Origin of the sequence: Paracidovorax avenae ATCC 19860, assembly GCF_000176855.2 — a bacterium.
Classification (GTDB): domain Bacteria; phylum Pseudomonadota; class Gammaproteobacteria; order Burkholderiales; family Burkholderiaceae_C; genus Paracidovorax; species Paracidovorax avenae.
In genome coordinates this window covers 4,803,097-4,828,263 of the sequence record NC_015138.1, presented here as the reverse complement: position 1 = coordinate 4,828,263, position 25,167 = coordinate 4,803,097, and the positions used below count along the sequence as shown (strand labels likewise).

General features: G+C 70.1%; 23 protein-coding genes. 20 read left to right on the top strand and 3 right to left on the bottom strand.

Translation table 11 applies throughout. The annotated features are described in order from the left end of the window. Positions 1-133 precede the first annotated feature (133 nt). From ACAV_RS20935 to htpX, 6 genes are all read left to right on the top strand, one after another. Positions 134-880: a response regulator gene (locus ACAV_RS20935; protein WP_013596580.1), complete on the top strand. Its 747-nt coding sequence runs from the start codon at positions 134-136 to the stop codon at positions 878-880. Next, positions 873-2,048, top strand: a complete 1,176-nt coding sequence (locus ACAV_RS20930; RefSeq protein WP_013596579.1) for a sensor histidine kinase — start codon at positions 873-875, stop codon at positions 2,046-2,048. The genes ACAV_RS20935 and ACAV_RS20930 overlap by 8 nt, the downstream gene beginning before the upstream one ends. A 217-nt stretch (positions 2,049-2,265) precedes the next feature. Next, on the top strand, positions 2,266-3,351 hold the full coding sequence (gene pyrC / locus ACAV_RS20925; protein ID WP_013596578.1) for a dihydroorotase: 1,086 nt from the start codon (positions 2,266-2,268) through the stop codon (positions 3,349-3,351). 3 nt (positions 3,352-3,354) lie between these two features. Beyond that, entirely contained in the window at positions 3,355-4,251 is an 897-nt protein-coding gene (locus ACAV_RS20920; protein WP_013596577.1) for an NYN domain-containing protein, read from the top strand. Beyond that, the gene (locus tag ACAV_RS20915; RefSeq protein ID WP_013596576.1) at positions 4,248-5,084 is read left to right on the top strand and encodes a DUF3025 domain-containing protein; all 837 of its coding nucleotides are present in this window, start codon (positions 4,248-4,250) and stop codon (positions 5,082-5,084) included. The genes ACAV_RS20920 and ACAV_RS20915 overlap by 4 nt, the downstream gene beginning before the upstream one ends. A 112-nt stretch (positions 5,085-5,196) precedes the next feature. Continuing rightward, positions 5,197-6,072 (top strand): protease HtpX, encoded by an 876-nt coding sequence (gene htpX / locus ACAV_RS20910; RefSeq protein WP_011797329.1) that lies wholly within the window; start codon positions 5,197-5,199, stop codon positions 6,070-6,072. Between the two features lie 80 nt (positions 6,073-6,152). Here htpX and ACAV_RS20905 read toward each other — a convergent pair whose 3' ends face one another. Beyond that, the gene (locus tag ACAV_RS20905; protein WP_013596575.1) at positions 6,153-6,620 is read right to left on the bottom strand and encodes an Lrp/AsnC family transcriptional regulator; all 468 of its coding nucleotides are present in this window, start codon (positions 6,618-6,620) and stop codon (positions 6,153-6,155) included. 93 nt (positions 6,621-6,713) lie between these two features. Here ACAV_RS20905 and ACAV_RS20900 point away from each other — a divergent pair, with 93 nt between their 5' ends. Next, on the top strand, positions 6,714-7,343 hold the full coding sequence (locus ACAV_RS20900; protein WP_041829403.1) for a LysE family translocator: 630 nt from the start codon (positions 6,714-6,716) through the stop codon (positions 7,341-7,343). 22 nt (positions 7,344-7,365) lie between these two features. Here the strand turns inward: ACAV_RS20900 and ACAV_RS20895 are convergent, their stop codons facing one another. Continuing rightward, the gene (locus tag ACAV_RS20895; RefSeq protein ID WP_013596573.1) at positions 7,366-8,283 is read right to left on the bottom strand and encodes a LysR family transcriptional regulator; all 918 of its coding nucleotides are present in this window, start codon (positions 8,281-8,283) and stop codon (positions 7,366-7,368) included. Positions 8,284-8,397: 114 nt separating this feature from the next. Between ACAV_RS20895 and ACAV_RS20890 the strand changes: the two genes are divergently transcribed. From ACAV_RS20890 to ACAV_RS20830, 13 genes are all read left to right on the top strand, one after another. Then, complete coding sequence (locus tag ACAV_RS20890; protein WP_013596572.1) at positions 8,398-10,530, top strand: 3-hydroxyacyl-CoA dehydrogenase NAD-binding domain-containing protein; 2,133 nt, start codon at positions 8,398-8,400, stop codon at positions 10,528-10,530. Between the two features lie 39 nt (positions 10,531-10,569). Continuing rightward, entirely contained in the window at positions 10,570-11,766 is a 1,197-nt protein-coding gene (locus ACAV_RS20885) for an acyl-CoA dehydrogenase family protein (RefSeq protein ID WP_013596571.1), read from the top strand. Between the two features lie 4 nt (positions 11,767-11,770). Beyond that, entirely contained in the window at positions 11,771-12,910 is a 1,140-nt protein-coding gene (locus ACAV_RS20880; protein WP_013596570.1) for an acyl-CoA dehydrogenase family protein, read from the top strand. A gap of 20 nt (positions 12,911-12,930) precedes the next feature. After that, on the top strand, positions 12,931-13,740 hold the full coding sequence (locus ACAV_RS20875) for an oxepin-CoA hydrolase, alternative type (RefSeq protein ID WP_013596569.1): 810 nt from the start codon (positions 12,931-12,933) through the stop codon (positions 13,738-13,740). A gap of 66 nt (positions 13,741-13,806) precedes the next feature. Continuing rightward, positions 13,807-15,087: a CaiB/BaiF CoA transferase family protein gene (locus tag ACAV_RS20870; RefSeq protein ID WP_049791165.1), complete on the top strand. Its 1,281-nt coding sequence runs from the start codon at positions 13,807-13,809 to the stop codon at positions 15,085-15,087. A gap of 88 nt (positions 15,088-15,175) precedes the next feature. Next, positions 15,176-16,186 (top strand): Bug family tripartite tricarboxylate transporter substrate binding protein, encoded by a 1,011-nt coding sequence (locus ACAV_RS20865; RefSeq protein WP_013596567.1) that lies wholly within the window; start codon positions 15,176-15,178, stop codon positions 16,184-16,186. Positions 16,187-16,329: 143 nt separating this feature from the next. After that, positions 16,330-17,361 carry a Bug family tripartite tricarboxylate transporter substrate binding protein gene (locus ACAV_RS20860; RefSeq protein WP_013596566.1) on the top strand — a complete coding sequence of 344 codons (1,032 nt, stop codon included), beginning with the start codon at positions 16,330-16,332 and terminating at the stop codon, positions 17,359-17,361. A 67-nt stretch (positions 17,362-17,428) separates the two neighbouring features. Next, a complete protein-coding gene (locus ACAV_RS20855) occupies positions 17,429-18,178 on the top strand; it encodes an electron transfer flavoprotein subunit beta/FixA family protein (RefSeq protein ID WP_013596565.1) in 750 nt (249 codons plus the stop codon). 26 nt (positions 18,179-18,204) lie between these two features. Next, entirely contained in the window at positions 18,205-19,137 is a 933-nt protein-coding gene (locus ACAV_RS20850; RefSeq protein ID WP_013596564.1) for an electron transfer flavoprotein subunit alpha/FixB family protein, read from the top strand. 57 nt (positions 19,138-19,194) lie between these two features. Then, positions 19,195-19,965: a class II aldolase/adducin family protein gene (locus tag ACAV_RS20845; protein ID WP_013596563.1), complete on the top strand. Its 771-nt coding sequence runs from the start codon at positions 19,195-19,197 to the stop codon at positions 19,963-19,965. A gap of 57 nt (positions 19,966-20,022) precedes the next feature. Next, entirely contained in the window at positions 20,023-21,018 is a 996-nt protein-coding gene (locus tag ACAV_RS20840) for a tripartite tricarboxylate transporter substrate binding protein (RefSeq protein WP_013596562.1), read from the top strand. 108 nt (positions 21,019-21,126) lie between these two features. Next, positions 21,127-22,713 (top strand): methyl-accepting chemotaxis protein, encoded by a 1,587-nt coding sequence (locus ACAV_RS20835; protein WP_013596561.1) that lies wholly within the window; start codon positions 21,127-21,129, stop codon positions 22,711-22,713. A 117-nt stretch (positions 22,714-22,830) separates the two neighbouring features. Next, entirely contained in the window at positions 22,831-23,211 is a 381-nt protein-coding gene (locus ACAV_RS20830; RefSeq protein WP_013596560.1) for a YXWGXW repeat-containing protein, read from the top strand. 137 nt (positions 23,212-23,348) lie between these two features. Here the strand turns inward: ACAV_RS20830 and ACAV_RS20825 are convergent, their stop codons facing one another. Then, positions 23,349-25,082: an NAD(P)/FAD-dependent oxidoreductase gene (locus ACAV_RS20825; RefSeq protein WP_013596559.1), complete on the bottom strand. Its 1,734-nt coding sequence runs from the start codon at positions 25,080-25,082 to the stop codon at positions 23,349-23,351. Positions 25,083-25,167 lie beyond the last annotated feature (85 nt).

Sequence of the window (25,167 nt, the reverse complement as noted above, 5' to 3'; positions counted from 1 at the left end):
GTGGCGATGGCTGGATTGGACCGCCCCAAGCTTGAGCCGCCTTGCATGGCATATGGAGGCTTCATGGAGATGCAGGGCTTTGCACGGCAGCCCGGGCAGCTGTGGATAATTCCGCCCAGCACCTCCCGACGCCATGAACCTTCCCGCTGCCCCGCAGGCCACCGGCCCGCTCGTTCTCGTCGTCGAGGACGAGCCGGGCATCGCCACCATCCTCTCCGCCTATCTCCAGCGCGACGGACTGCGCGCCCACCAGGCCCATGACGGCCTGGAGGCTTTGCGGCTGTTCCGCCAGCTCAAGCCCGACATGGTGCTGCTGGACATCCACCTGCCCGGCATGGACGGCCTGGACCTGCTGCGCGCCATCCGCGAGGACGGCCAGACGCCGGTGATCATGGTGACGGCGCTGGCCGACGACGTGGACAAGCTGGTCGGCTTGCGCCTGGGGGCGGACGACTACGTGGTCAAGCCCTTCAGCCCGCCGGAAGTGGTGGCCCGGGTGCGCGCCGTGCTGCGGCGCGTGCAGGCCCAGCCTTCGGCACCGGCCCGGGCCGCCCAGCGCATCCGCGTGGGCCGCATCGAGATCGACCAGGAGGCCCATGCCGCCTTCGCCCACGGCGACGACGGGCGCGCCGTGCCGCTGCCGCTGACGCTGACCGAATACCGGCTGCTGGCCTGCCTGGCCGCGCAGCCCCGGCGCTGCTTCTCCCGCAGCCACCTGATCGAGCATTGCCTTCCCGAGAGCGACGCGCTCGACCGCGTGATCGATTCCCACCTCTCCAAGCTGCGCCGCAAGCTGCAGCAGGCAGGGCAGGGCGAGCTCATCGAGACCGTGCGCGGCATCGGCTACCGGCTCTGGCCCGGGGAGGGTCCCGTTGCCTGAGCACCGCCCCCCGGCCGCGCAGGGGTCGCTGTTCAGCCGGGTCTGGGTGCGGTTCGGCGTGTGCATCGCCGCCACCGTGCTGGCGACGATGGCGCTGCTGGCCGCGAGCGTGATGCTGTTTTCCGAGGTGCAGTACCGCGACTTCTACCGCAGCCTGCCCTCCGACGTGCAGGTCGAATTGGACGGCCTGCGCGACCGCGACATGGAAGACAGCCCGCGGGCGATGGAGATCTACGGCCAGTACTGGCACGGCGACCTGCTGTTCGGCGAGAAATGGTCCCTCGTGGTGGGGCTCGTGATCTGCCTGCCCATCGGCCTCGTCGTGGGATTCTGGGTGTCGCGCATCGTCACGCTGCCGCTGGCGTCGATGGCCGAGGTGGCGTCCCACGTGGCGGTCGGGGATTTCTCGGTGCGCGCCCAGCCGGGCCGCTACCACGACGAGATGGCGGAAATGGTCCGGCATTTCAACCAGATGATCGATGCGCTCGAACGCTCGGCCAAGGAGCGGCGCGCCCATGCGGCCTCCATCTCGCATGAGCTGCGCACGCCGCTCACGGTGCTGCGCGCGCGCCTGCACGCGATCTGCGACGGGGTGATCGAGGCCGATGCGGCAGAGTCCCGCGCGCTGCTGGAGCAGGTCGAGTACCTGGGGCGCCTGGTGGGGGACCTGCACACCCTGTCCATGGCGGAGGCGGACCAGCTATCGCTGGAAACCCGTGCGGTGGACCTGTCCGAGCTGGTGCGCGATGCCGTGGCGCTGCATGCGCAGCGCATCGAGGACCACGGCGTGGAACTGGCCCTGCGGCTGCCGGACGACCAGGGGCCCCATGCCATGGTGGACCCGGACCGCATGCGCCAGATCCTGTTCAACCTCGTCGAGAACGTGCTGCGCCATGCGGCGGCGGGCGGGTGGATGGAGGTCGAGGTGGCCGGCGAGGGCGGCCGCGCCGTGCTGCGCGTGAGCGACGCGGGCCCCGGCATGCCGGCGCGCCTGCTGGAGCGGCCCTTCGAGCGTTTCCCCCACGATCCCGGGCGGCGGGGCGAAGGCTCGGGCCTGGGCCTGTCCATCGTGAAGGCCCTGGTGCAGCGCCAGGGCGGCAGCGTGCGGGTGGAGAACCGCCCCGAAGGCGGCGCACGCTTCACCGTGGAATTCCCGGCCATCGACTGAACCGTGGGCGCGGGCCCATGGCACGCAGTCCTACGCACCCAGCCGTCCACGGACCACAACCGGGCCCGGCTGCGCTGCATACGATCACATCCATGCCACGCAGCAATGCGCGGCGCCCCGGATCCCCCCCTCGCCCCAATGACTGGGGTTTCACCCTGTCCTGCCTCACGGCGGACAGGGTTTTTTATGTGCGCGCCCGGTGGGAGAATCGGCGCCCATGACCGCTGCCACACCCCCCACCCCTACCGCATCCGCCTCCGTGGACACCCTCACCATCACCCGGCCCGACGACTGGCACCTGCACGTGCGCGACGGCGAGCCCCTGCTGACCGTGGTCCCCCATACGGCGGCGCAGTTCGGCCGCGCGGTCATCATGCCCAACCTGCGCCCCCCGGTCACCACGGCGGCCCAGGCGCTGGCCTACAGGGACCGCATCCTGGCCGCCGTGCCGCAGGGCGTGTCGTTCGAGCCGCTGATGACGCTCTACCTCACCGACAACATCCCGCCCGCGGAAATGGCGCGCGCTAGGGAGGCCGGCATCGTCGCCTGCAAGCTCTACCCCGCAGGCGCCACGACGAACAGCGATGCCGGCGTGACCGAGCTGCGCAAGATCTACCCGGTGCTGGAGGCGATGCAGAAGGCCGGCCTGCTGCTGCTGGTGCATGGGGAGGCCACGGGCAGCGAGATCGACCTCTTCGACCGCGAGGCCGTGTTCATCGACCGCCACCTCATCCCGCTGCGCCGCGATTTCCCGGAACTCAGGATCGTCTTCGAGCACATCACCACGCGCGAGGCCGCGCAGTACGTGGCCTCCAGCGACGCCTTCACGGCGGCGACCATCACGCCGCAGCACCTGCTCTACAACCGCAACGCCATCTTCACGGGCGGCATCCGGCCGCATTACTACTGCCTGCCGGTGCTCAAGCGCGAAACGCACCGGCTCGCCCTCGTGGAGGCCGCCACCGGCGGCAGCCCGAAGTTCTTCCTGGGCACGGACAGCGCGCCGCATGCAGCCCACCTGAAGGAGCACGCCACCGGCTGCGCGGGCTGCTACAGCGCGCATGCCGCCATGGAGCTGTATGCCGAGGCCTTCGACAGCGTGGGCGCGCTGGGCAGGCTGGAAGGTTTCGCCAGCTTCCACGGCCCGGATTTCTACGGCCTGCCGCGCAACCAGGGCACGCTGACCCTGCGCCGCGAACCGTGGACACCGCCCGAGAGCTTCCCCTTCGGCGAAGCGCTGCTCAAGCCGCTGCGCTCGGGCGAGGCGCTGGCCTGGCGGGCAGTGGCTGGCGGATCGGACTGAGCCATGGCGCCGGCGCCGGACCTGCAGGAGCGGCAACAACTGCGCATCGCGCTGCTGATCGATGCGGACAACGCGCCCGCGGAGATGATCGACGAGATCCTGACCGAACTGTCCACGCTCGGCGTGATCAGCATCCGCCGCGCCTACGGCAACTGGACCAAGTCCGCACTGTCGGGATGGCAGTCCAAGCTGCTGGAGTTTGCCGTGCGCCCCATCCAGCAGTTCGACTATTCCAAGCGCAAGAACGCCACCGACATGGCCATGACCGTGGATGCGATGGAACTGCTGTACACCGACCGGCCGGACGCCTTCGGCATCGTCTCTTCGGATGCCGACTTCACGCCCCTGGTGATGCACCTGCGTGCCAAGGGCGCGGCCGTGTATGGCTTCGGCGCGCAGCAGACGCCGCGGCCGTTCGTCAACGCCTGTTCCCGGTTCCTGTACCTCGAGGCGCTGGCCGCAGCGGCCGCACCGGCCGTGACGATCGCGCCCGAGCCGCTTCCGCCTCCGCCCGAGGCCGCTCCGGCACCGGCATCCGGCCGGCCGCCGCGCGATGCTTCCGCCGTCACCGCCGCTGATCCGCCCACGCCGGGCCACCCTGTGCGGCCCGCCGCCGGGCTGCGCATTCCCACGCCGGAGTTGCGGCAGGACACTTCGCTCATGAACCTTCTGCGCGATGCGGTGGCCGCCACGCAGGACGAGAGCGGCTGGGCGAAGGTGGGTGCCGTTGGGACGCAGATCGCCAACAAGGCCTCGTTCGACGCTCGCAACTACGGGTACGCCACGCTCACCAAACTGCTGGCCGCGACCCAGGCATTCGAGATGCGCGACGAAGGCACTTCGAAGGTCTCGGTACGCGACAAGCGCGTCGCCCCCGCGGCGCGCGGACCTGCCGGATGAGGCCCCCGGACCGGTTCGCACGGCAGGTTCTGGCATCTTCCGCCGTGCGACCGGTGGATGAGGTCGAGTGGGAACGCCCCTGGTTCACACCGTTGCGCCGTGCCGGCCGGGCGGTCGCCGCGGGCGTGCATGCGGGGCAGCTCGTCTGGCAGGCCCTCGATGCCCTGGGAACCCCGGCGTCCGGGAGGGCGGCGGGCCCGTGCTTCGTTTCCCAGGAATGCCAGCCGGTCGGCGAGGCCTACGAGGCCTTCATCTTCCGTACGGGACAGGTGCCGACCCGCGACAACCTGCACGATTTCTTCAACGGCCTGGTCTGGCTGCATTACCCGCGGGCCAAGCGCCGGCTCAACGCATTGCAGGCCGGCGCGATCGCCGCACAGGGCGTCGGCGCGGTGCGCGGCCCGCTGCGGGATGCGATCACGGTCTTCGACGAAAACGGAGCAGTGCTGTTCGCGCCGCAGGAGTTGCGGGAGGCCCTGGCCACGCGCGCATGGCGGCGCCTGTTCACGGACCTGCGCCCGCTCTGGCGGCAGGCGCGCCTGGAAATTTTCGGCCACGCCCTGCTGGAGCAGTTGGTGAAGCCCCGCAAGCCGCTCACGGCGCATGTGCTGCTGGTGCCGGATGCTCCTGAAATGGTAGCTGACATCGACGGCTGGCTGGAGGGTTCGCTGGCGCCGGAGCTGCTGACGACCAAGCCCTTCACACCCCTTCCGGTCCTGGGGGTGCCCGGCTGGTGGGCCGAAAACGAGAACTTTTGCTTCTATGATGACTCTTCCGTATTCCGCAGCGCACGCCCCGCATCACAGTACACAACAGGGGTCCCTCCGCGCTGACACGGCGGCTTGAACGCCCGACCGACATCCCCAAATTACTGTCGTGCCGGGTCCGGTACCAGGCCGTTTCCTCCCCCTGCACCCAACGCTTCCCCTTCGTGGAGAACCTTCGATGAAACGCATCGCGCTATTTCTGCTCACCAACCTTGCCGTCGTGGTGGTGCTGGGCATCGTCGCCAGCCTGCTCGGCGTCAACCGCTACCTGACGGCCAACGGCCTCAACCTGGGGGCGCTGCTCGGCTTCGCCTTCATCATGGGCTTCGGCGGCGCGATCATCTCGCTGCTCATGAGCAAGCCGATCGCCAAGTGGAGTTCCGGCGTGCGCGTGATCGACGGCACGGGCTCGGCCGACGAGGCCTGGATCGTCCAGACCGTGCGCAAGTTCGCCGACCAGGCCGGCATCGGCATGCCCGAGGTCGGCATCTTCGAGGGCGACCCGAACGCCTTCGCCACCGGCGCCTTCAAGAACAACGCCCTCGTGGCGGTGTCCACCGGCCTGCTGCAGGGCATGACCCGCGAGGAGGTCGAGGCCGTGATCGGCCACGAGGTGGCCCACATCGCCAACGGCGACATGGTGACGATGACCCTGATCCAGGGCGTGATGAACACCTTCGTGGTGTTCCTCTCGCGCGTGATCGGCTACGCGGTGGACAGCTTCCTGCGCCGCAACGACGAGAACAGCTCCGGCCCCGGCATCGGCTACATGGTCACCACCATCGTGCTCGACATCGTGCTGGGCTTCCTCGCCTCGATGATCGTGGCCTGGTTCAGCCGCCAGCGCGAGTTCCGCGCCGATGCAGGTGCCGCCCGCCTCATGGGCCGCCGGCAGCCGATGATCAACGCGCTGGCCCGCCTGGGCGGCATGCATCCGGCCGAACTGCCCAAGGGCCTGCAGGCCATGGGCATCGCCGGCGGCATCGGCAAGCTGTTCAGCACCCACCCGCCGATCGAGGAGCGCATCGCCGCGCTGCAGAACGCGCAGGGCTGATGCCCCGCATGGCAGCCGGGTTACGGCTGTCGCGTCCAGGAAGACACAGAGCCCCGCCGTGGCGACACGGCGGGGTTTTTTCATCTGCCGCGGGCTGCAGCGGGTTGCAGCCCGCGCCGGAAGATGGGGGTGGACATGACGATGGACGTGCGCGTTTCGCCCCACCGGTTGATGTCTCCCAGAAACGACTCCAGCGCCGCCATGTCTTCCACGGCCAAGGCCATCACATACGAATCGGCGCCGGTAACGTGGTGGCACTCGAGGACCTCCGCGCGGGCGCGCAACGCGTCGAGGAACGCCCGCTTGTGCGGCTGGCCGACAGTGATGCCGACGAGCGCCTGGATCGGCCGGCCCACCTTGGCGGGGTCGAGGTCCGCGTGCACGCCGCGCACGACTCCCGCCTCCTGCAGCCGCTTCAGGCGCTCTGCCGTGGCGGCCACCGAGAGTCCCGCGGCCTCAGCCAGTGCCTTGAGCGGCGCCCGGCCGTCCGCCTGCAGCGCCCGGAGCAGTTTCCAGGCCTTGTCATCCAGAATGGGTTGTTCGGTCATGGAGAGGATTTTCCGTAAAAAACACGGTGAAACGTGCCCGAGGCCGGAAGAATCGGCTTCATTGCGGTGGCCGGCCTGCCTACGATCGATGGCATGCCACTGCTCGACGTCTTTCTTTCCTCATTGGTGATCGGCTTGTCGATCGCCGCGCCGGTCGGCCCGATCGGCATCCTCGTCATCCAGCGCAGCCTGGGACACGGACCGCGCGCCGGGCTGGCCACCGGGCTGGGTGCCGCCACGGCGGATGCCGTCTACGGCGCGATCGGTGCCTGCGGCGTGCACTGGCTCGTCCAGGCGCTGGTGGCGGTGCGCGTGCCGCTCGTGTGGGCGGGAGCGGCCTTTCTGCTCTGGATGGCCTGGCAGATCGCGCGGGCACCGGCTGCGGGGCATGGCACCGGCGCCTCGGGGGGGCCGGCGCGCAGCGGATGGCGCCACTTCGTGCATACCTTCGCGCTGACGCTCTCCAACCCGGCCACCATCCTTTCATTCATCGCCGTCTTCGGAGCGATGGCAGGCCGTTCGGCGGCAACGGTGGCGGCGACCGCACCGGTGGCCATGGTCGCCGGCGTGTTCGTGGGCTCCGCGCTGTGGTGGCTGTTCCTGAGCACGGCTGTCGGGCTGCTGCGCGACCGTTTCGACGCTCGCTGGCATCTCCGTATCAACCGGATCAGCGCCGCGGTGCTGGCCGCCTTCGCCCTGTGGCAGATCGCTGCCGTCAGCTGACTTGGCGGCGGCACGGGCTCCGTCAGCCGGGCATGGCGGCGGAGGGACCGCCATCCCCGGCGCTGGCCTTGTCCAGCAGGAAGTCGATGCAGGTCCGCACCGCCCGCGTCTGGTGGCGGTTGGGCAGGTACAGCAGGTACATGTGGGTGCCGAAGATGCTCAGGCGGTACTCGTCGAGCGTGGTCACTACCTCGCCGGTGGCGATCGCGTCCTGCACCACGTAGTCGGGCACCAGCCCCACGCCCAGCCCGGCAAGGATGCCCTGGCGCAGGAACGGGAAGTGCTCGGAGATCAGCGTGGGCTCCAGCAGCACCTCGTGCCGCTCGGCGTCCTGGTAGGCGGCGAGGCGCAGCTGGCGGCCGGTCACGCCGGCGGTGATGACCGGGCCGGCGCGCAGCGCGTGCAGCGTGCGCGGCAGGCCGTGCCGGCGGGCGTAGTCGGCGGAGGCGCAGGCCAGGTAGCGCACGTTGCCCAGGCTGCGCGCCACGAGCGAGAGGGGCGGCTCCTGCACCACGCGGATGGCGATGTCCACCTCGTCACGCAGGTTGTCGGCGCGGTTCTCGAACAGCACGTCCAGCACGATCCCCGGGTACATGCGCTTGAACTCGATCAGCCAGTCGCCCATCACGATCTGCCCGTAGCCGCTGGGCACGCTGATGCCCACGCGGCCCTGCAGGCCCTGGCCCAGCGTGGTGACGGCCTCCTGCGCGGCCATCAGCTCGTTGCGGATGGTGCGGCCGTGCTCGTAGAGCCGCAGGCCGATCTCGGTGGGCTCGACCCGGCGCGTGGTGCGCTGCACCAGTTGCACGCCCACGGCCTTCTCCAGCTTGGTGAGGTGGTAACTCACGTTCGCGCGGGTCATGCGCAGCTTGCGCGCGGCCTGGCTCAGGTTGCCGCTGTCGATGATCTCGACCAGCAGGGTCAGCGAGGGCAGATCCATGGATTTGCGGAGATTGGTTGAAATCCTTTGACAGTCTGTCAATGGATGATGGGATTGTCAGAAAACATTGTCGCCGCAAGAATGTCCCGGAACAGTTATCCAGGAGACAAAGGCATGACCTCAGCAGCGGCTACCGCGTCGCCCGTGCAAACGCGCCTGCAGGGCGACGTTCTCGTCGTCCGCATCGACAACCCGCCCGTGAACGCGCTCGGCGCGGCCGTGCGGCAGGGCCTGATGGCCGCCATCGGCGAGGCCGAATCGCGGGCCGACGTGCAGGCGGTGCTGATCGTGGGCGAGGGCAAGGCCTTCATCGCCGGGGCGGACATCCGCGAATTCGGCAAGCCGCCCGTGGAGCCCTCGCTGCCCGAGGTCTGCCAGCGCATCGAATCCTGCGGCAAGCGCGTGGTGGCCGCCATCCATGGCGCCGCGCTGGGCGGTGGTCTGGAAGTGGCGCTCGCGGCGCACTACCGCGTGGCGCTGCCGGGCGCGCAGCTCGGCCTGCCTGAAGTGAACCTGGGCCTGCTGCCCGGCGCGGGCGGCACGCAGCGCGCGCCGCGGCTGATGGGCGTGAAGCCCGCGGCAGAAATGATGCTGAGCGGCAAGCCTTTGAGCGCCAAGGCGGCCCTGGCCGCGGGCCTGGTGGACCGGCTGGTGGACGGCAGCGACCCGGTGGCCGCGGGCCTGGCCTGCGTGCAGGAGCTGCAGTCCGCGCAGGCGCCCCTGCGCCGCACGCGCGACGTCGCCATCGCCGACAAGGCCGCGGCGATGGCCGAGCTGGACGCGCTGGCTGCCGACACCGCCAAGAAATCGCGCGGCCTGTTCTCGCCGCAGAAGATCGTCGAATGCGTGCGCAACGCCGTGGAACTCGATTTCGACGAAGGCATGCAGCGCGAGCGCGCGGCCTTCATGGAGTGCCTGGCGAGCCCGCAGCGCGCGGGATTGATCCACGCCTTCTTCGCCGAGCGCGAGGTCGCCAAGGTGCCGGAGGCCAAGGCCGCGGCGCCGCGGCCGATCACGTCCATCGCCATCATCGGCGGCGGCACCATGGGCGCGGGCATCACCGTGTCGGCGCTGGACGCCGGCCTGCCCGTGACCATGATCGAGCGCGACGACGCCTCGCTGGCCCGGGGCCGCGCGCACGTCGAGAAGGTGTACGACGGCCTCGTTGCCAAGGGCCGCATGACGGCCGATGCCAAGGCCGCCGTGATGGCGCGCTACACCGGCAGCACGCGCTACGAAGACATCGCCGCGGCCGATCTGGTGATCGAGGCGGTGTTCGAAGACCTGGAGGTCAAGAAAGCCGTGTTCCGCGAGCTGGACCGCGTCTGCAAGCCCGGCGCCGTGCTCGCCACCAACACCTCGTACCTGGACATCGACGCGATCGCCGCGGCCACGCAACGCCCGCAGGACGTGATCGGCCTCCACTTCTTCAGCCCGGCCAACATCATGAAGCTGCTGGAGATCGTGGTGCCGGCGAAGGTGAGCGCCGACGTGGTCGCCACGGCCTTCGCGCTGGCCAGGACGATGAAGAAGGTGCCGGTGCGTGCGGGCGTGTGCGACGGCTTCATCGGCAACCGCATCCTGGCCGTGTACAAGCAGGCGGCGGACTACCTCATGGAAGACGGCGCGTCGCCCTATGAGATCGATGCGGCGGTGCGCGGCTTCGGCTACCCGATGGGCCCGTTCCAGGTGACCGACCTGGCCGGCGGCGACATCGGCTGGGCCACGCGCAAGCGCCGTGCCGCCACGCGCGACCCCAACGCGCGCTATGTGGAGATCGCCGACCGCATCTGCGAGCGCGGCTGGTTCGGCCAGAAGACGGGGCGCGGCTTCTACCTGTACCCGGAAGGCGCCCGCACCGGCCAGCCCGATCCGGAGGTGCTGGCCATCGTCGATGCCGAGCGTGCGAAGAAGGGCGTCGTGCCGCGCAGCTTCACGCCCCACGAGATCATGCGCCGCTACATGGCCGCGATGGTCAACGAGGGCGCGAAGGTGGTGGAGGAAGGCATCGCCCTGCGTCCGCTGGACGTGGACGTGACCTTCCTCTCGGGCTATGGCTTTCCGCGCTTCCGCGGCGGGCCGATGCACTACGCCGACACGGTGGGCCTGCCGAAGATCCTGGCCGACATCCGCGAGTTCGCGCAGGAAGACCCGCTGTTCTGGAAGCCCGCGCCGCTGCTGGAAAAGCTGGTGGCCGAGGGCCGCGACTTCGGCAGCCTGAACCGCGCCGCCGCCGAAGCGCACTGACTGACCGAACGACAGCACGAGCGACCCACGAAAGACCCCATGGATCTGCAATTCACCCCCCAGGAGGAGGCCTTCCGCGACGAAGTGCAGGCCTTCCTGAAAGAGCACCTGCCCGCCGACCTGTCGCACAAGGTGCGCGCCGGCCTGCGCCTGGACAAGGCCGACATGGAGCGCTGGCACGCGATCCTGAACGCGCGCGGCTGGCTCGCGAACCACTGGCCAGAGCAGTACGGCGGGCCGGGCTGGAACGCCGTGCAGAAGTTCATCTTCGAGAACGAATGCGCGCTGGCCGGCGCGCCGCGCATCGTGCCCTTCGGCGTGAACATGCTGGGCCCGGTGCTGATCAAGTACGGCAGCGAGGCGCAGAAGCAGTACTGGCTGCCGCGCATCCTGAACGGCGAGGATTGGTGGTGCCAGGGCTATTCGGAGCCCGGCGCGGGCTCGGACCTGGCCTCGGTCAAGACCACCGCAGTGCGCCAGGGCGACCACTACGTCGTCAACGGCCAGAAGACCTGGACCACGCTGGGCCAGCACGCCAACATGATCTTCTGCCTGGTGCGCACCGACCGCGAGGCCAAGGCGCAGTCGGGCATCAGCTTCCTGCTGGTGGACATGCGCTCGCCCGGTGTCGAGGTGCGACCGATCATCACGCTGGACGGCGAGCACGAGGTGAACGAGGTGTTCTTCACCGACGTGAAGGTGCCCGCGGAGAACCTGGTGGGCGAGGAGAACAAGGGCTGGACCTATGCCAAGTACCTGCTGACCTACGAGCGTACCAACATCGCGGGCGTGGGCTTCTCGGTGGCTGCGCTGGAGAAGTTGAAGCGCGTGGCCGCCACCGTGCAGTGCAACGGCCGTCCGCTCGCGCAGGACCCGCTGTTCGCCGCGCGCCTCGCCCGCGTCGAGATCGACCTGGAGAACATGAAGACCACCAACCTGCGCGTGATCGCCGCGGTGGCCGGCGGAGGCGTGCCGGGCGCGGAAAGCTCCATGCTGAAGATCCGCGGCACCGAGATCCGCCAGGAGATCCTCTCGCTCACGCGCCGCGCCATGGGCCCGTACGCGCTGCCCTTCGAGGAAGAGGCGCTGCATGCCGGCCACGAAGACCTGGCCGTGGGGCCGGAAGGCGCCGCCGCGGCCGCAGCGAACTACTTCAACTACCGCAAGCTGTCGATCTTCGGCGGCTCCAACGAGATCCAGAAAAACATCATCTCCAAGATGATCCTGGGACTGTGACGCCATGAATTTCGAACACACCGAAGACCGCCGCATGCTGGCGGACACGCTGGACCGCTTCATCGCCGGGCAGTCCGGCATCGAGCAGCGCAACCATGCCGCCTACGGCGCGCAGGGCCACAGCCCCGCGCTGTACCGCGGCTTCGCCGAGCTGGGCGCCATCGGCGCGCTGTTCACCGAGGCCGACGGCGGCTTCGGCGGAGCGGGCTTCGACGTCAGCGTGGTGTTCGAGCGCCTGGGCCGCGGCCTGGTGGCCGAACCCCTGCTGGGCGCCCTGGTGGTGGGCCGCGCCGTCGCGGCGGCCGGCACCGATGCGCAGAAAGACACCGTGCTGGCGCCGCTGGTGGCCGGCGAGGCCGTGGCCGCGCTGGCGCACGACGAGCCGGGCGGCCACTACGAGCCGACGCGCGTGGCGGCCACCGCGTGCCGCGCGGGAGATGGCTGGGTGATCGACGGCACCAAGGGCGTGGTGCTGTTCGGCGACGGCGCCGAGTGGCTGCTGGTGTCGGCCCGCACGGGCGGCGGCACCTTCGACGCGGCGGGCATCTCGTTGTTCCTGGTGCCCGGCGATGCCGCCGGGCTCAGGCGGCAGGGCCACGGCCGCATCGACGGCGGCCGCACGGCCGAACTGGTCTTCACGAACGTGGCCGTGGGCGCGGACGCGCTGCTGGGCGCGGAAGGCGAGGGCGCCGCGCTGCTGGAGCGGGCCGTGGGCTGGGGCGTGCTGGCGCTGTGCGCCGAGGCCGTGGGCGCGATGGACGTGGCCAAGGAACATACGCTGGAATACCTGCGCACCCGCAAGCAGTTCGGCGTGCCGATCGGCAGCTTCCAGGCGCTGCAGCACCGCATGGCCGATCTGCTGTTGGAGGTGGAGCAGGCCCGCTCGGCCGTCATCAACGCCGCGGCCGCGATCGACGGCGCCGACCGCACCGCGCGCGAGCGGGCGCTCTCGGCCGCCAAGTTCAGCATCGGCCGCATCGGCACCCTCGTGGCCGAGGAAAGCATCCAGATGCATGGGGGCATCGGCATGACCTGGGAACTGCCGCTGGCGCACTATGCGAAGCGGCTGGTGATGATCGACCACCAGCTGGGCGATGAAGACCACCACCTGGCACGGTACATCTCCCTCGGTCAACCCGCGTAAGACGAAGAAGGACCCAGGCCATGACGGAGACGACCGCACCCCTGCTGCAGCGCCGCGAAGGCGCCGTGCTGGTGCTCAGCAACAACAACACCGCCGCGCGCAACGCGCTGTCGCCCGCGTTCTATGCCGCGCTCACCGAGGCGCTGGCCGCGGCGCAGCAGGATCTCGCGGTGGGCGCCATCGTGCTCACCGGCGAAGGCGGGCACTTCTGTGCGGGCGGCGACCTGCGCCAACTGGCGAAGCGGCGCGAGCTGCCCATCGAGGAGCGCCGCGCCAAGCTGGAAGGCCTGCACGACCTGATCCGTGCGGTGCGCGGCAGCGGCAAGCCTGTGATCGCGGCCGTGGAAGGTGCGGCGGCCGGTGCGGGCCTGTCGCTGGCGCTGGCCTGCGACATGCTGGTGGCCGCGCGCAACGCCGTCTTCTCCGTGGCCTACGTGAAGGTGGGCCTCACGCCCGACGGCGGCGCGACGGCCTTCCTGGCCGAATTCGTGTCGCGCCAGGTGCTGACGGAGCTGTGCCTGACGGGCGAGCGGATTTCGGGCGAGCGCCTGCATGCCCTCGGCGCCGTCAACCGCCTGGCCGAGCCGGGCGAGGCGCTGGCCAGCGCGCTGGCACTGGCCGCCAGCGTGGCGGACGGGCCGCAGCAGGCCATGGCGCGCATCAAGGCCCTCTGCCTGGCGGCACCCCAGGCCACGCTCGCAGAGCAGCTGGAGAGCGAGGCGCAGAGCATGGTGCTGTCGCAGGCCACCGAAGAGTCGCGCGAGGGCATCGCCGCCTTCCTGGAAAAGCGCGCGCCCGATTACGTGCGGCTGCGCGGCCCTGCGGGCTGACGCGCTCCCGGTGCCGGGTCGCGCAGGGGGCAGCGGCTACGCCGCCTGCCGCACCACAATGAACGAATGACTGGAGACAAGACATTGAACGCCACCACCGCTGACGCCGCATCGCCTGACGGTATCGACTTTCCGCTGGAGGGCGTGCGCGTGCTCGACCTCTCGCGCGTGTTCGCCGGCCCGCTCTGCGGCCAGGTGCTGGCCGATTTCGGCGCCGAGGTGGTGAAGGTGGAGCATCCCGGCCGCGGCGACGACACGCGCGACTGGGGCATGCGCATCGGCAAGACCGAGACCACCTACTACAACAGCATGAACCGCAACAAGCGGTCGATCACGCTGGACCTGCAGAGCCCCGAGGGCGCGAAGATCGTGCACGAACTGCTGCCGCAGTTCGATGTGGTGATCCACAACTTCAAGACCGGCGGCGCCGAGAAGCTGGGCCTGGGCTACGAGCAGCTCAAGGCGATCAAGCCCGACCTGATCTACTGCGCCGTCGCCGGCTACGACGTGACCGGCCCGGAGGCCAAGCGGCCGGGCTACGACCTGGTGATCCAGGGCGAGACGGGGCTCATGGCGCTCAACGGCGAGGCTGGCCAGCCGCCGCTGAAATTCGGCGTGGCCGTGGTCGACCTGATGACCGGCATGTACGCCGCGCAGGCCGTGCTGGCGGCGCTGTTCCAGCGCAGCCGCACCGGCCGGGGCCGCCTGATCGAGATGGCGCTCTACGACTGCGGCCTCATGGTCACCGGCTACTACGGGCTCGACGCGATGCAGTTGGGGCACGATCCGGCACGCTACGGCAACGCCCATCCCTCCATCGTGCCCTACGGCATGTTCGAGGCGGCCGACGGCCCGCTCATCATCGCCGTGGGCAACAACGCGCAGTTCGACAAGTTCTGCCGCCAGGTGATCGAGCGGCCCGACATCGTGGAAGACCCGCGCTTCGCCACCAACGTGCAGCGCGCCAAGAACCGGCAGGAGATCGGCCCGATGCTCACGGAGCTGATCCGCGCCTTCCCGCGCGACGTGCTGCTGGAGCGCATGACCGCCTGCGGCATTCCCTGCGGCAAGGTGGCCGGCCTGCACGAAGCGCTCACCAGCGAGCGCACGCGGCGCGGCGGCCTGCTGCAGGACATGCCGCACCCCGTGGTGGGCACCACGCCCGTGTTCGCGCCGCCTTACCGCATCGACGGCCAGCGCCTGCCGATCCGCCATGCGCCGCCCACGCTGGGCGAGGGTACGCGCGAGGTGCTGCAGCGCCTGCTGCAGCTGAGCGACGAGGCACTGCAGGGCCTGCAGCAGCGCGGCGTGCTGACCCTGCCGGAGGTGCCCCTGCCGCCCGCTTGATTCCCCCCGCCGGCCCGGTGCACCAGGCCGCCCGCAGAGGCGGCGCACCGGGGCCGATCTTCCCCAGAGAACCCCCGGAGACAACACCATGACAGGTTCCCGATTCAACCGCCGCGCCGTGCTGCACAGCATGGCCGCGCTCGGCGGCGCCGGCTGGCTGGGCACGGCCCCCGCCCAGACCACCAAGGCGGCCGCCTGGCCCACCAAGCCCATCAAGCTCATCGTGCCGTTCAACGCTGGCGGCGCCACCGACATCATCGCCCGCAGCGTGGGCGAAGCCCTGTCGCAGCGCCTGGGCCAGCCGGTGGTGGTGGACAACCGGGGCGGCGCGGCCGGCATCCTGGGCACCGACGCGGTCGCCAAGGCCGCGCCCGACGGGTATACGCTGCTGCTCTCGCTCAGCACCTCGATGCTGATCAACCAGTTCCTCTACACCAAGCTGCCCTACGACCCGCAGAAGGACCTGACGCTGATCACGCAGATCGCGGCCGCGCCCGTCACGCTGGTGGTGCACCCTTCGGTGCCGGCCAGCAACATGAAGGAACTGCTCGCCTACGTGAAGGCGAACCGGGGCAAGGTCTCGTACGGCTCCTGGGGCGTGGGCTCGTACGCGCACCTGGGCGGCGCCTACATGAGCAAGACGCAGGATGCCGACATGGCCCACGTCGCCTACAAGGGCGAGGCGCCCATGATCCAGGACCTGATCGGCGGGCAATTGCAACTGTGCTTCTCCAGCGCGCAGAACACCAAGCCCTTCATCGACTCGGGCCGACTGAAGGCCATTGGTGTGACCGGCACGGAGCGCATGGACATCCTGCCCCAGGTGCCTACCATCCACGAGCAGGGCGTGACGGACGACGCCTATGCCGTCTTCGGCTGGGTCGCCATGGGCGGCCCCGCGAACCTGCCCAAGGAAGTGATGGACGTGCTCCAGGCGCACCTGCGCGAGATCGCCCGCGATCCGAAGCTGCTCGAGCGCATCCGCGGCGCGGGCTTTATGCCGCTCATGAACAGCCCCGAAGCCTTCCAGGCCAACTATCGCCGCGACATGCCGGTCTGGAAGGCCCTGGTCGAGGCGGCCGGCGCCAAGCTCGACTGACCATGGGGCGGGCCTGCGCGCAGCCGCGCCGGCCGCGTGCCCGGTGAGTGCGGGCCCCTGCCACGGCGGCGCTGGAATGGCGCCGCATCCATTGTTCTTTCCCTGCTTTTCCTGAACCCAGAACCGAACCGGAGACCCGACGAATGCCTTTGTTCCCCACCGCCCCCCTGGCCCGCGCGACCCGCCGCACGCTGCTGGGCTTCGCCGCTGCCGGGCCGCTCGCGCTGCTGTCGGCCGGCCACGCCGGGGCGCAGCCGTCCGCGCCGGGCGGCGCCTGGCCCGGCAAGATGATCCGGCTGGTGGTGCCGTTCCCCGCGGGCGGGCCCACCGATACGGCGTCGCGCATCGTGGGGCAGAAGCTGGCCGAGCGGCTCGGCCAGGCCGTGGTGGTGGACAACCGGCCGGGCGCCTCGGGCTCGATCGCCGCGCTGCAGGTGGCCAAGTCCGACCCCGACGGCTACACGCTGATGATGCTCGCCACGCCCACGTTGCTGGCGCCGCACCTCTACAAGAAGACCGGCTACGACACGCTGAAGGATTTCACGCCCGTGGCCACGGTGTACGACCTGCCGATCGTGGTGGTGGTCAATCCCGCGCAGCTGCCCGACGTGAAGACCCTGCCGCAGCTCATCGCCCACGCCAGGGCGCAGAAGACGCCGATGAACTACACCAGCTCGGGCACCGGCAGCTTCGGCCACCTGAGCATGGAGCTGCTCAAGCAGATGGGCGGCTTCGACATGCAGCACGTGCCCTACAAGGGCGGCGTGCCCGCGATCACCGACACCATCGGCGGCCAGGTGCCCGTGATGTATGCCGACCTCGTGGCCGCGCTGCCGCACGTGCAGGCCGGCAAGCTGCGCGCCCTCGCCGTGGGGTCGCCGCGCCGCGTGGCGATGCTGCCCGACGTGCCGACGATCGCCGAGCAGGGCTTCCAGGGCTACGACGCGGTCTCGTGGGGCGGCCTGATGGCGCCGCGCGGCACGCCGAAGGCGGTGGTGGACCGGGTGGCCGGCGAGGTGCGGCAGATCCTGGCCGAGAAGGATGTGCAGGACCGGCTGCTGGGCGCAGGCGCGATCGCGCACTTCCAGGATCCGGCGCAGATGGCCGAGCGCGTGCGGCAGGACTACGCCAAGTGGGGCGCGATCATCCGCGACAAGGGCATCGCATCCGAGTGACCGGGCGCCCTGATTCCACCTGCATCTCCTCCTTTTTCTTCGATTCTTTATCCAACGAGGTCATCCCATGAAAATCCTGGTCCCCGTCAAGCGCGTGGTGGACTACAACGTGAAGGTCCGCGTGAAGTCGGACAACACGGGTGTGGACATCGCGAACGTGAAGATGAGCATGAATCCGTTCGACGAGATCGCGGTGGAGGAGGCCGTTCGGCTGAAGGAAAAGGGCGTGGTCACGGAGGTGATCGCGGTCTCGTGCGGCGTCACGCAATGCCAGGAGACGCTGCGCACGGCGATGGCGATCGGTGCGGACCGCGCGATCCTGGTGGAGACGTCGGAAGAGCTGCAGCCCCTGGCCGTGGCCAAGATCCTCAAGGCCCTGGTGGACAAGGAGCAGCCGCAACTGGTCATCCTGGGCAAGCAGGCGATCGACGACGACTCGAACCAGACCGGCCAGATGCTGGCCGCGCTCGCGGACCTGCCGCAGGCGACCTTTGCCTCCAAGGTGGAGGTGAGCGGCGACAAGGTGAACGTGACGCGCGAGGTCGACGGCGGCCTGGAGACGCTGGCGCTCACGCTGCCGGCGATCGTCACCACCGACCTGCGCCTCAATGAGCCGCGCTACGTGACGCTGCCCAACATCATGAAGGCCAAGAAGAAGCCGCTGCACACCGTCAAGCCCGAGGACCTGGGCGTGGATGTGAAGCCGCGCCTGAAGACCCTCAAGGTGACCGAGCCTGCGAAGCGCGGCGCCGGTGTAAAGGTGCCGGACGTCGCCACGCTGGTGGACAAGCTCAAGAACGAAGCCAAAGTGATCTGAACGGACTGGGACAAGGAACACACGACATGACCGCACTCGTCATTGCAGAACACGACAACGCTTCGATCAAGCCCGCCACGCTCAACACCGTCACGGCCGCTGCCGCCTGCGGCGGTGACGTGCATGTCCTGGTGGCAGGCCAGGGCGCCGAAGCCGCCGCCCAGGCTGCCGCGCAGATCGCGGGCGTCTCCAAGGTCATCCTGGCCGACGGCGCCAGCCTGAAGGACGGCCTGGCCGAGAACGTGGCCGCCCAGGTGCTGGCCATCGCTTCCAGCTACAGCCACATCCTGTTCCCGGCCACGGCCGGCGGCAAGAACGTGGCTCCGCGCGTGGCCGCGAAGCTGGATGTCGCGCAGATCAGCGACATCACCAAGGTGGACGGCCCCGACACGTTCGAGCGCCCGATCTACGCAGGCAACGCGATCGCCACGGTGCAGAGCAGCGACGCCGTGAAGGTGATCACCGTGCGCACCACCGGCTTCGACGGCGCGGCCGCCACGGGCGGCTCGGCGGCGGTGGAGAAGGCCGATGTGGCTGCGGATTCGGGCAAGAGCCAGTTCGTGGGCCGCGAGGTGACCAAGAGCGACCGGCCCGAACTCACGGCGGCGAAGATCATCGTCTCGGGCGGCCGGGCGCTGGGCAGCGCGGAGAAGTTCAACGAGGTGATGACGCCGCTGGCGGACAAGCTGGGTGCTGCGATCGGCGCGAGCCGCGCGGCGGTGGACGCGGGCTACGCGCCGAACGACCTGCAGGTGGGGCAGACGGGCAAGATCGTGGCGCCGCAGCTCTACATCGCGGCGGGTATCTCGGGCGCGATCCAGCATCTGGCCGGCATGAAGGACTCCAAGGTGATCGTGGCGATCAACAAGGATGCCGAGGCGCCGATCTTCAGCGTGGCCGACTACGGGCTGGAGGCGGATCTGTTCACCGCCGTGCCGGAACTGGCCGGCCGGCTCTGAGAGCCGCTCCAATGCGCGTGCCAGCGCACCCGTCCTGAATGCAAGAAAGGTTCCACCATGAATGCAATCCCTGAAGCTTCCAGCGTGCGCAGCCAGGTCACGCCCGAGGAATGGCAGACCCGCGTCGAACTGGCCGCCGCCTACCGGCTGGTGGCCCATTTCGGCTGGGACGACCTGATCTTCACGCACATCTCGGCGCGCGTGCCGGGCCAGGCGGACCAGTTCCTCATCAACCCCTACGGGATGCTGTTCGACGAGATCACGGCGTCCAGCCTGGTCAAGGTGGACCACCACGGCGAGCCCGTGATGGCGACGGAGTACGACGTGAACCCGGCGGGCTTCCTGATCCACAGCGCGATCCACGAAGGCCGGCCCGAAGTGCAGTGCGTGCTGCACACCCACACGCAGTACGGCGTGGCGGTGTCGGCGCAGGAAGGCGGGCTGCTGCCGATCTCGCAGCAGTCCATCTTCCCGCTCGCGCGGCTGGCCTACCATGGCTACGAGGGCGTGGCGCTGCGCGACGACGAGCGGCCGCGGCTCGTGGCCGACCTGGGGGACGCCAGCTTCCTGATCCTGCGCAACCACGGCCTGCTGACCTGCGGGCGCAGCGTGCCCGAGGCCCTGCTGTCGATGTACACGCTCGAATCGGCCTGCCGCATCCAGATCCTGGCGCAGGCCGGCGGCGGCGCACTCACGCGCATTCCCGACGAGATCGTGGCGACCTCGGTAGAGCAGTCGCGCCAGGTGACCAAGGGCAAGGGCGCGGGCCTGGCCTGGCCGGGGCTGCTGCGCCGGCTGGACCGCATCGATCCGGGCTACCGGACTTGAACCGCCAAAGCCGCCAGAGCCGAACGATAGAACGAGAACGACAGGAGACAACACCGCATGCCGTCCATATCCTCCCGACGCCACTTCCTCCAGGCGGGCTCCGCCGTCGCGGCCGGTGCCGTGCTGCCGCTGGCGCCGGCCCGTGCGCAGGGCACTTGGCCCGCCAAGCCCATCCGCATCGTCGTGCCCTACACGGCCGGCGGCTTCACCGACCAGATGGCGCGGCTGCTGCAGGTCGGCCTGCAGCAGCGCCTGGGCCAGCCCGTGGTCGTGGACAACAAGCCCGGCGCCAACAGCATCATCGGGGTGGATGCGGTGGCCAAGGCCGCGCCGGACGGCCACACCTTCGGCGTCTTCATCGCCGCCTACGCCGCCAACACCACGCTCTACCCCAGGCTGCCCTATGACCCGAAGAAGGACCTGACGGGCGTTTCGCTGATGGGCGTGTCGCCGCTGGTGGCGGCCGTGTCGATGAACGCGCCCTTCAAGACGATGGCCGAACTGGTCGCCTACGGCCGCGCGAACCCCGGCAAGATCAGCTACGCCTCGTCGGGCAGCGGCTCGGCCGCGCACCTGACGTCGGAGCTGATGCGCATGGTCACCGGGGTCGAGATGGTGCACGTGCCGTACAAGGGCGCATCGCCCGCGCTGGCCGACCTGATGGGCGGGCAGGTGCCGCTGTTCCTGGATCCGCCGCCCAACCTGATCCAGCCCGCCAGGGCCGGCAGGATCCGCCTCATCGGCGTGGCCAGCGACAAGCGCGTGCCGGCGCTGCCCGACGTGTCCACCTTCGCCGAACTGGGTTATCCGGCCCTGGTCGGCAGCACCTGGGCCGCGATGCTGGCGCCCGCCGGCACGCCGCCTGACATCGTGCAGCGCATGTCCGCGGAGGTGGCGCGCATCATCCGCAGCCCGGAGGTGTCGCAGCGGCTGGAGCAGGCCATGGGCACCTTCCCCGAGGGCTCCACGCCCCAGGAGTGCAATGCCTTCATCGCCGCGGAGACCGCCAAATGGGCCAAGGTCATCCAGGCGGCCGCGGTGGTGGTGGACTGAGCCTTCCGGCCGGCAGGGGCGAAAGACCTTGACGCAGGCATTGCTGTCATCAAGTCTTCAGCCGGCGTGCCGATAAGCTGAGCACCGGTTACACCCCCCCTTGCTTCCATGTCCCTGAACAACGCCCGCCTTTCCCTTCGCCTGGCCCTGGCCTTCGGCGCCATCTGCCTGGTCATGTCGCTGGCCTCAGGCGTCGGCATCTGGCGGCTGATGAACCTGCAGGACATCGCCGACGACCTGGGCGGCGACTCGGCCGAGCGCGCGCTGCTGGCCCGGGAACTCCATTCCATCGTGGTGCTGAGTTCGGCGCGCGCCGAGGCGCTGCTGGAAGTCGGCAGCCCCGAATACACCGCCCGGGTGGATGCGGACCGCAAGCAGACCTCCGCGCGCTCCACCGAAGTCCGCAAGCGGCTCGAAGCGCTGGCCGAGGATGCGGAGTCCCGGCGCATCTTCAAGGACATCGACACTGCCGGCAATGGCTTCCGCGCCGCGCGGGACGACCTCGTCAAGCGCCGCCGCTCCGGAGAGACGCTGCCGCCCGACGCCGTGGGCAAGCTGCTGCGGCCTGCCGCCGACCGCTATGCGGCCGCCGTGGAAGAGATGGCCGACTACCAGCGCAAGCGCGTGGCCGAGGCCCGCGCCCGTGCCGAGGCGAGCGAACAGCAGGGCATCGTGCTGCTCGTGGGCGGCTGCCTGCTGGGGCTGCTGCTGAGCCTGGGCTGCGCCCTGCTGCTTTCGCGCTCCATCCTTGTGCCGCTGGCGCGGGCGTCTTCCGTATCCGACCGCATCGCCGAGGGCGACCTGACGTCGTCCGTCCCGCCCGCGGAGGCCGGCAACCGCGACGAGGTGCGCGCCCTGCTGGAGCGCCTGGGCGGCATGCAGCAGCGGCTCGCGGGCCTGGTGGTGGGCATGCGGCAGGCGAGCGCCTCGGTGGCGGGGGCCAGCGCGGAGATCGCGGCGGGCAACTCCGATCTCTCCGCGCGCACCGAGCACACGGCCTCCAACCTGGAGGAGATCGCCGCGAGCATGGAGGAACTGATTGCCACCGTGCGCCACAGCGCCGACGCGGCGCAGCAGGCGAGCGCCCTGGCTGCCACCGCCAGCGATGTCGCGCGGCGCGGTCGCGACGCCGTCGGCCAGGTGGTCTCCACCATGGATGGCATCGCGCAGGCCTCCCGCAGGATCGCCGACATCACCGGCGTCATCGACGGCATCGCCTTCCAGACCAACATTCTCGCCCTCAACGCCGCGGTGGAGGCCGCCCGGGCCGGCGAACAGGGGCGCGGCTTCGCCGTCGTCGCGGCGGAAGTGCGCAGCCTCGCGCAGCGCTCGGCCACGGCCGCCCGCGAAATCGGCGCTCTCATCGGCGACAGCGTGCGGCAGGTGGGCGAAGGCACGCAGCAGGTGCATGCCGCAGGCAGCACCATGGGCGAGATCGTGGGCTCCGTGGAGCAGGTGGCGACCATCGTCGGCGAGATCAGCACTTCCGCGCGCGAGCAGAGCACCGGCCTGGGGCAGGTGGGCGAGGCCGTGAGCCAGCTCGACCAGATGACGCAGCAGAACGCGGCCCTGGTGGAGGAGTCCTCCGCCGCTGCCCAGGGCCTGCGCATGCAGGCGCAGCAGCTGGCCGACCTCGTGGCCGCCTTCCGGCTGCCCGAGGGCGCGCCCGGCCAGGCGCCGGCCCTGCCGCGCTGAAGCCGGCCGCGCGGGCGGCTTCGTCCATCTTTCCTTTTCTTTACACGGCGGTTGTCGGCGGGAGGGATACGGCCGCGTTCAATGGGCATGCGTTTTCCTTCCCGATGGAGCCCAACGATGCCCTTCTCCCTTCCCGCATCCCCTGGCCGTGCATCCGGCCGCATCCGCGCCGCAGGCGCCCTGGCGATCCTCGCGGCCGCAGCAGCCCTGTCCGGCTGTGTCGTGGCGCCGCCCCGGCAGGTCGTGGTCGAGCAGCAGGGTGCCGTGGTGGTCGCCCCCACCGCGCCCCCGGCACCGTACGTGGAGACCGTGACCGTCGCCCCCTCGCCGGTACACGTCTGGGTGGGCGGCTTCTGGGAATGGGGCGGCGGCCGCTATGTCTGGCGCCCCGGCCACTGGGCCGCCCCGCCGCGGCCGGGCTGGGTCTGGGTTCCCCACCGCTGGGAGCCGGGCCCGGGCGGCTGGCACATGCGCCCGGGGCACTGGGCAATGCGCTGATCCGCCTGCGTCAAGATCCACTGCGGCCTCACCCTTCGAGAGGCCGCGGAGCAGGCCATGCCAGCAGACGCCGTGGAACCGGCTCCGCCGGGCCACCGGCGGCGTCCCCCTTCCAGGGGGAAGGCACCGCAGGCGACTCAGGGGGTGAACATCTTTTTGGCCACCGCCTCGCCCACCTTGATGCCGTCCACGCCGGCCGACAGGATCCCGCCGGCGTAGCTCGCACCTTCGCCGGCGGGGTAGAGCCCTGCAGTGTTCAGGCTCTGGAAATCCTCGCCGCGACCGATCTTGAGCGGTGACGAAGTGCGCGTTTCCACGCCCGTCAGCACGGCGTCGTGGCGGTCGAAGCCCTGGATCTTGCGGCCGAAGGCCGGCAGCGCTTCGCGCAGCGCGGCGATGGCGTAATCCGGCAGGGCGGCGTGCAGGTCCGCCAGGGTGACGCCGGGCCGGTACGAAGGTTCCACCTCGCCGAACTCGCGCGACACGCGGCCCGCGATGAAATCCCCGACCAGCTGGCCGGGTGCGTTGTAGTTGCCGCCCCCGAGCGCGAAAGCGCCGGACTCCAGCTGCCGCTGCAGCACGATGCCGGCGAGCGGGTGGGCCTGGCCCGGGGGCAGGGCCTCGACGCCATGGGTGTCCCCCAGCGCCGCTTCGAAGGCGGCCGGGTCCGTGGGGTAGTCGGCCGGATCGATGCCCACCACCATGCCGGCATTGGCATTGCGCTCGTTGCGTGAATACTGGCTCATGCCGTTGGTCACCACGCGGCCGGGCTCGCTGGTGGCGGCCACCACCGTGCCCCCGGGGCACATGCAGAAGCTGTACACCGCGCGGCCGTTCGCCGCATGGTGCACGAGCTTGTAGTCGGCCGCACCCAGCAGCGGGTGGCCGGCGTGCCGGCCCCAGCGCGCGCGGTCGATGAGCCCCTGCGGATGCTCGATGCGAAAGCCCACAGAGAACGGCTTGGCTTCCATGTGCACGCCGCGCCCGTACAGCATCGCGAAGGTGTCGCGCGAACTGTGGCCCAGGGCCATGACGACGTGCGACGCTTCCAGTTCGTGGGTCTGGCCGGTGGCCTGGTCCAGCACGCGCAGGCCGCGCAGGTGCCGGCGGCCGGCGGCGTCGGTATCCACCGCGATGTCGGTCACGCGCTGCTGGAAGCGCACTTCGCCGCCCATGGCGATGATCTGCTCGCGCAGCGTCTCGACCACCTTCACCAGCTTGAAGGTGCCGATGTGGGGATGCGCCGCATAGAGGATCTCGGGCGGCGCGCCCGCCTGCACGAATTCCTCCATGACCTTGCGGCCGAGGTGGCGCGGGTCCTTGATCTGGCTGTAGAGCTTGCCATCGCTGAACGTGCCCGCGCCGCCCTCGCCGAACTGCACGTTGGATTCGGGCTGCAGTTCGCGGCGGCGCCACAGGCCCCAGGTGTCCTGCGTGCGCTCGCGCACGGCCTGGCCCCGCTCCAGCACGATGGGGCGCAGCCCCATCTGCGCCAGCACCAGCGCGGCGAAGATCCCGCAGGGGCCGAAGCCCACTACCACCGGGCGCTCGCGCAGGCCGCCGGCCGGGGCATGGCCCACGGGCTTCCAGGCCATGTCGGGCGTGGGCTGGATGTGCGGGCGGCCCGCATGGCGCGCCAGCAGCGCGGCTTCCTGGCCGGGATCGGCGAGGGCGACGTCCACGATGTAGACGGCCAGCAGCTCGGGTTTGCGCGCGTCGAAGCTGCGCTTGAAGACGTTCAGGCGGGCGATGTCGCCGGGCGGGAGGTCCAGGATGCGCGCGACGGCGGCGCGTAGCGCGGGCTCGGGATGCTGTGTGCCATCGGCCGGCAGGGCGGCCAGCGGCAGCTTGATTTCAGAGAGGCGGATCATGGGGCGTGCGGCCCGTGGTCATCGGGCGGTGCGGGGAAAAAGGCCAGAAATCATACGCCTGCGCGCGGAAATGCGCTCATCTGCC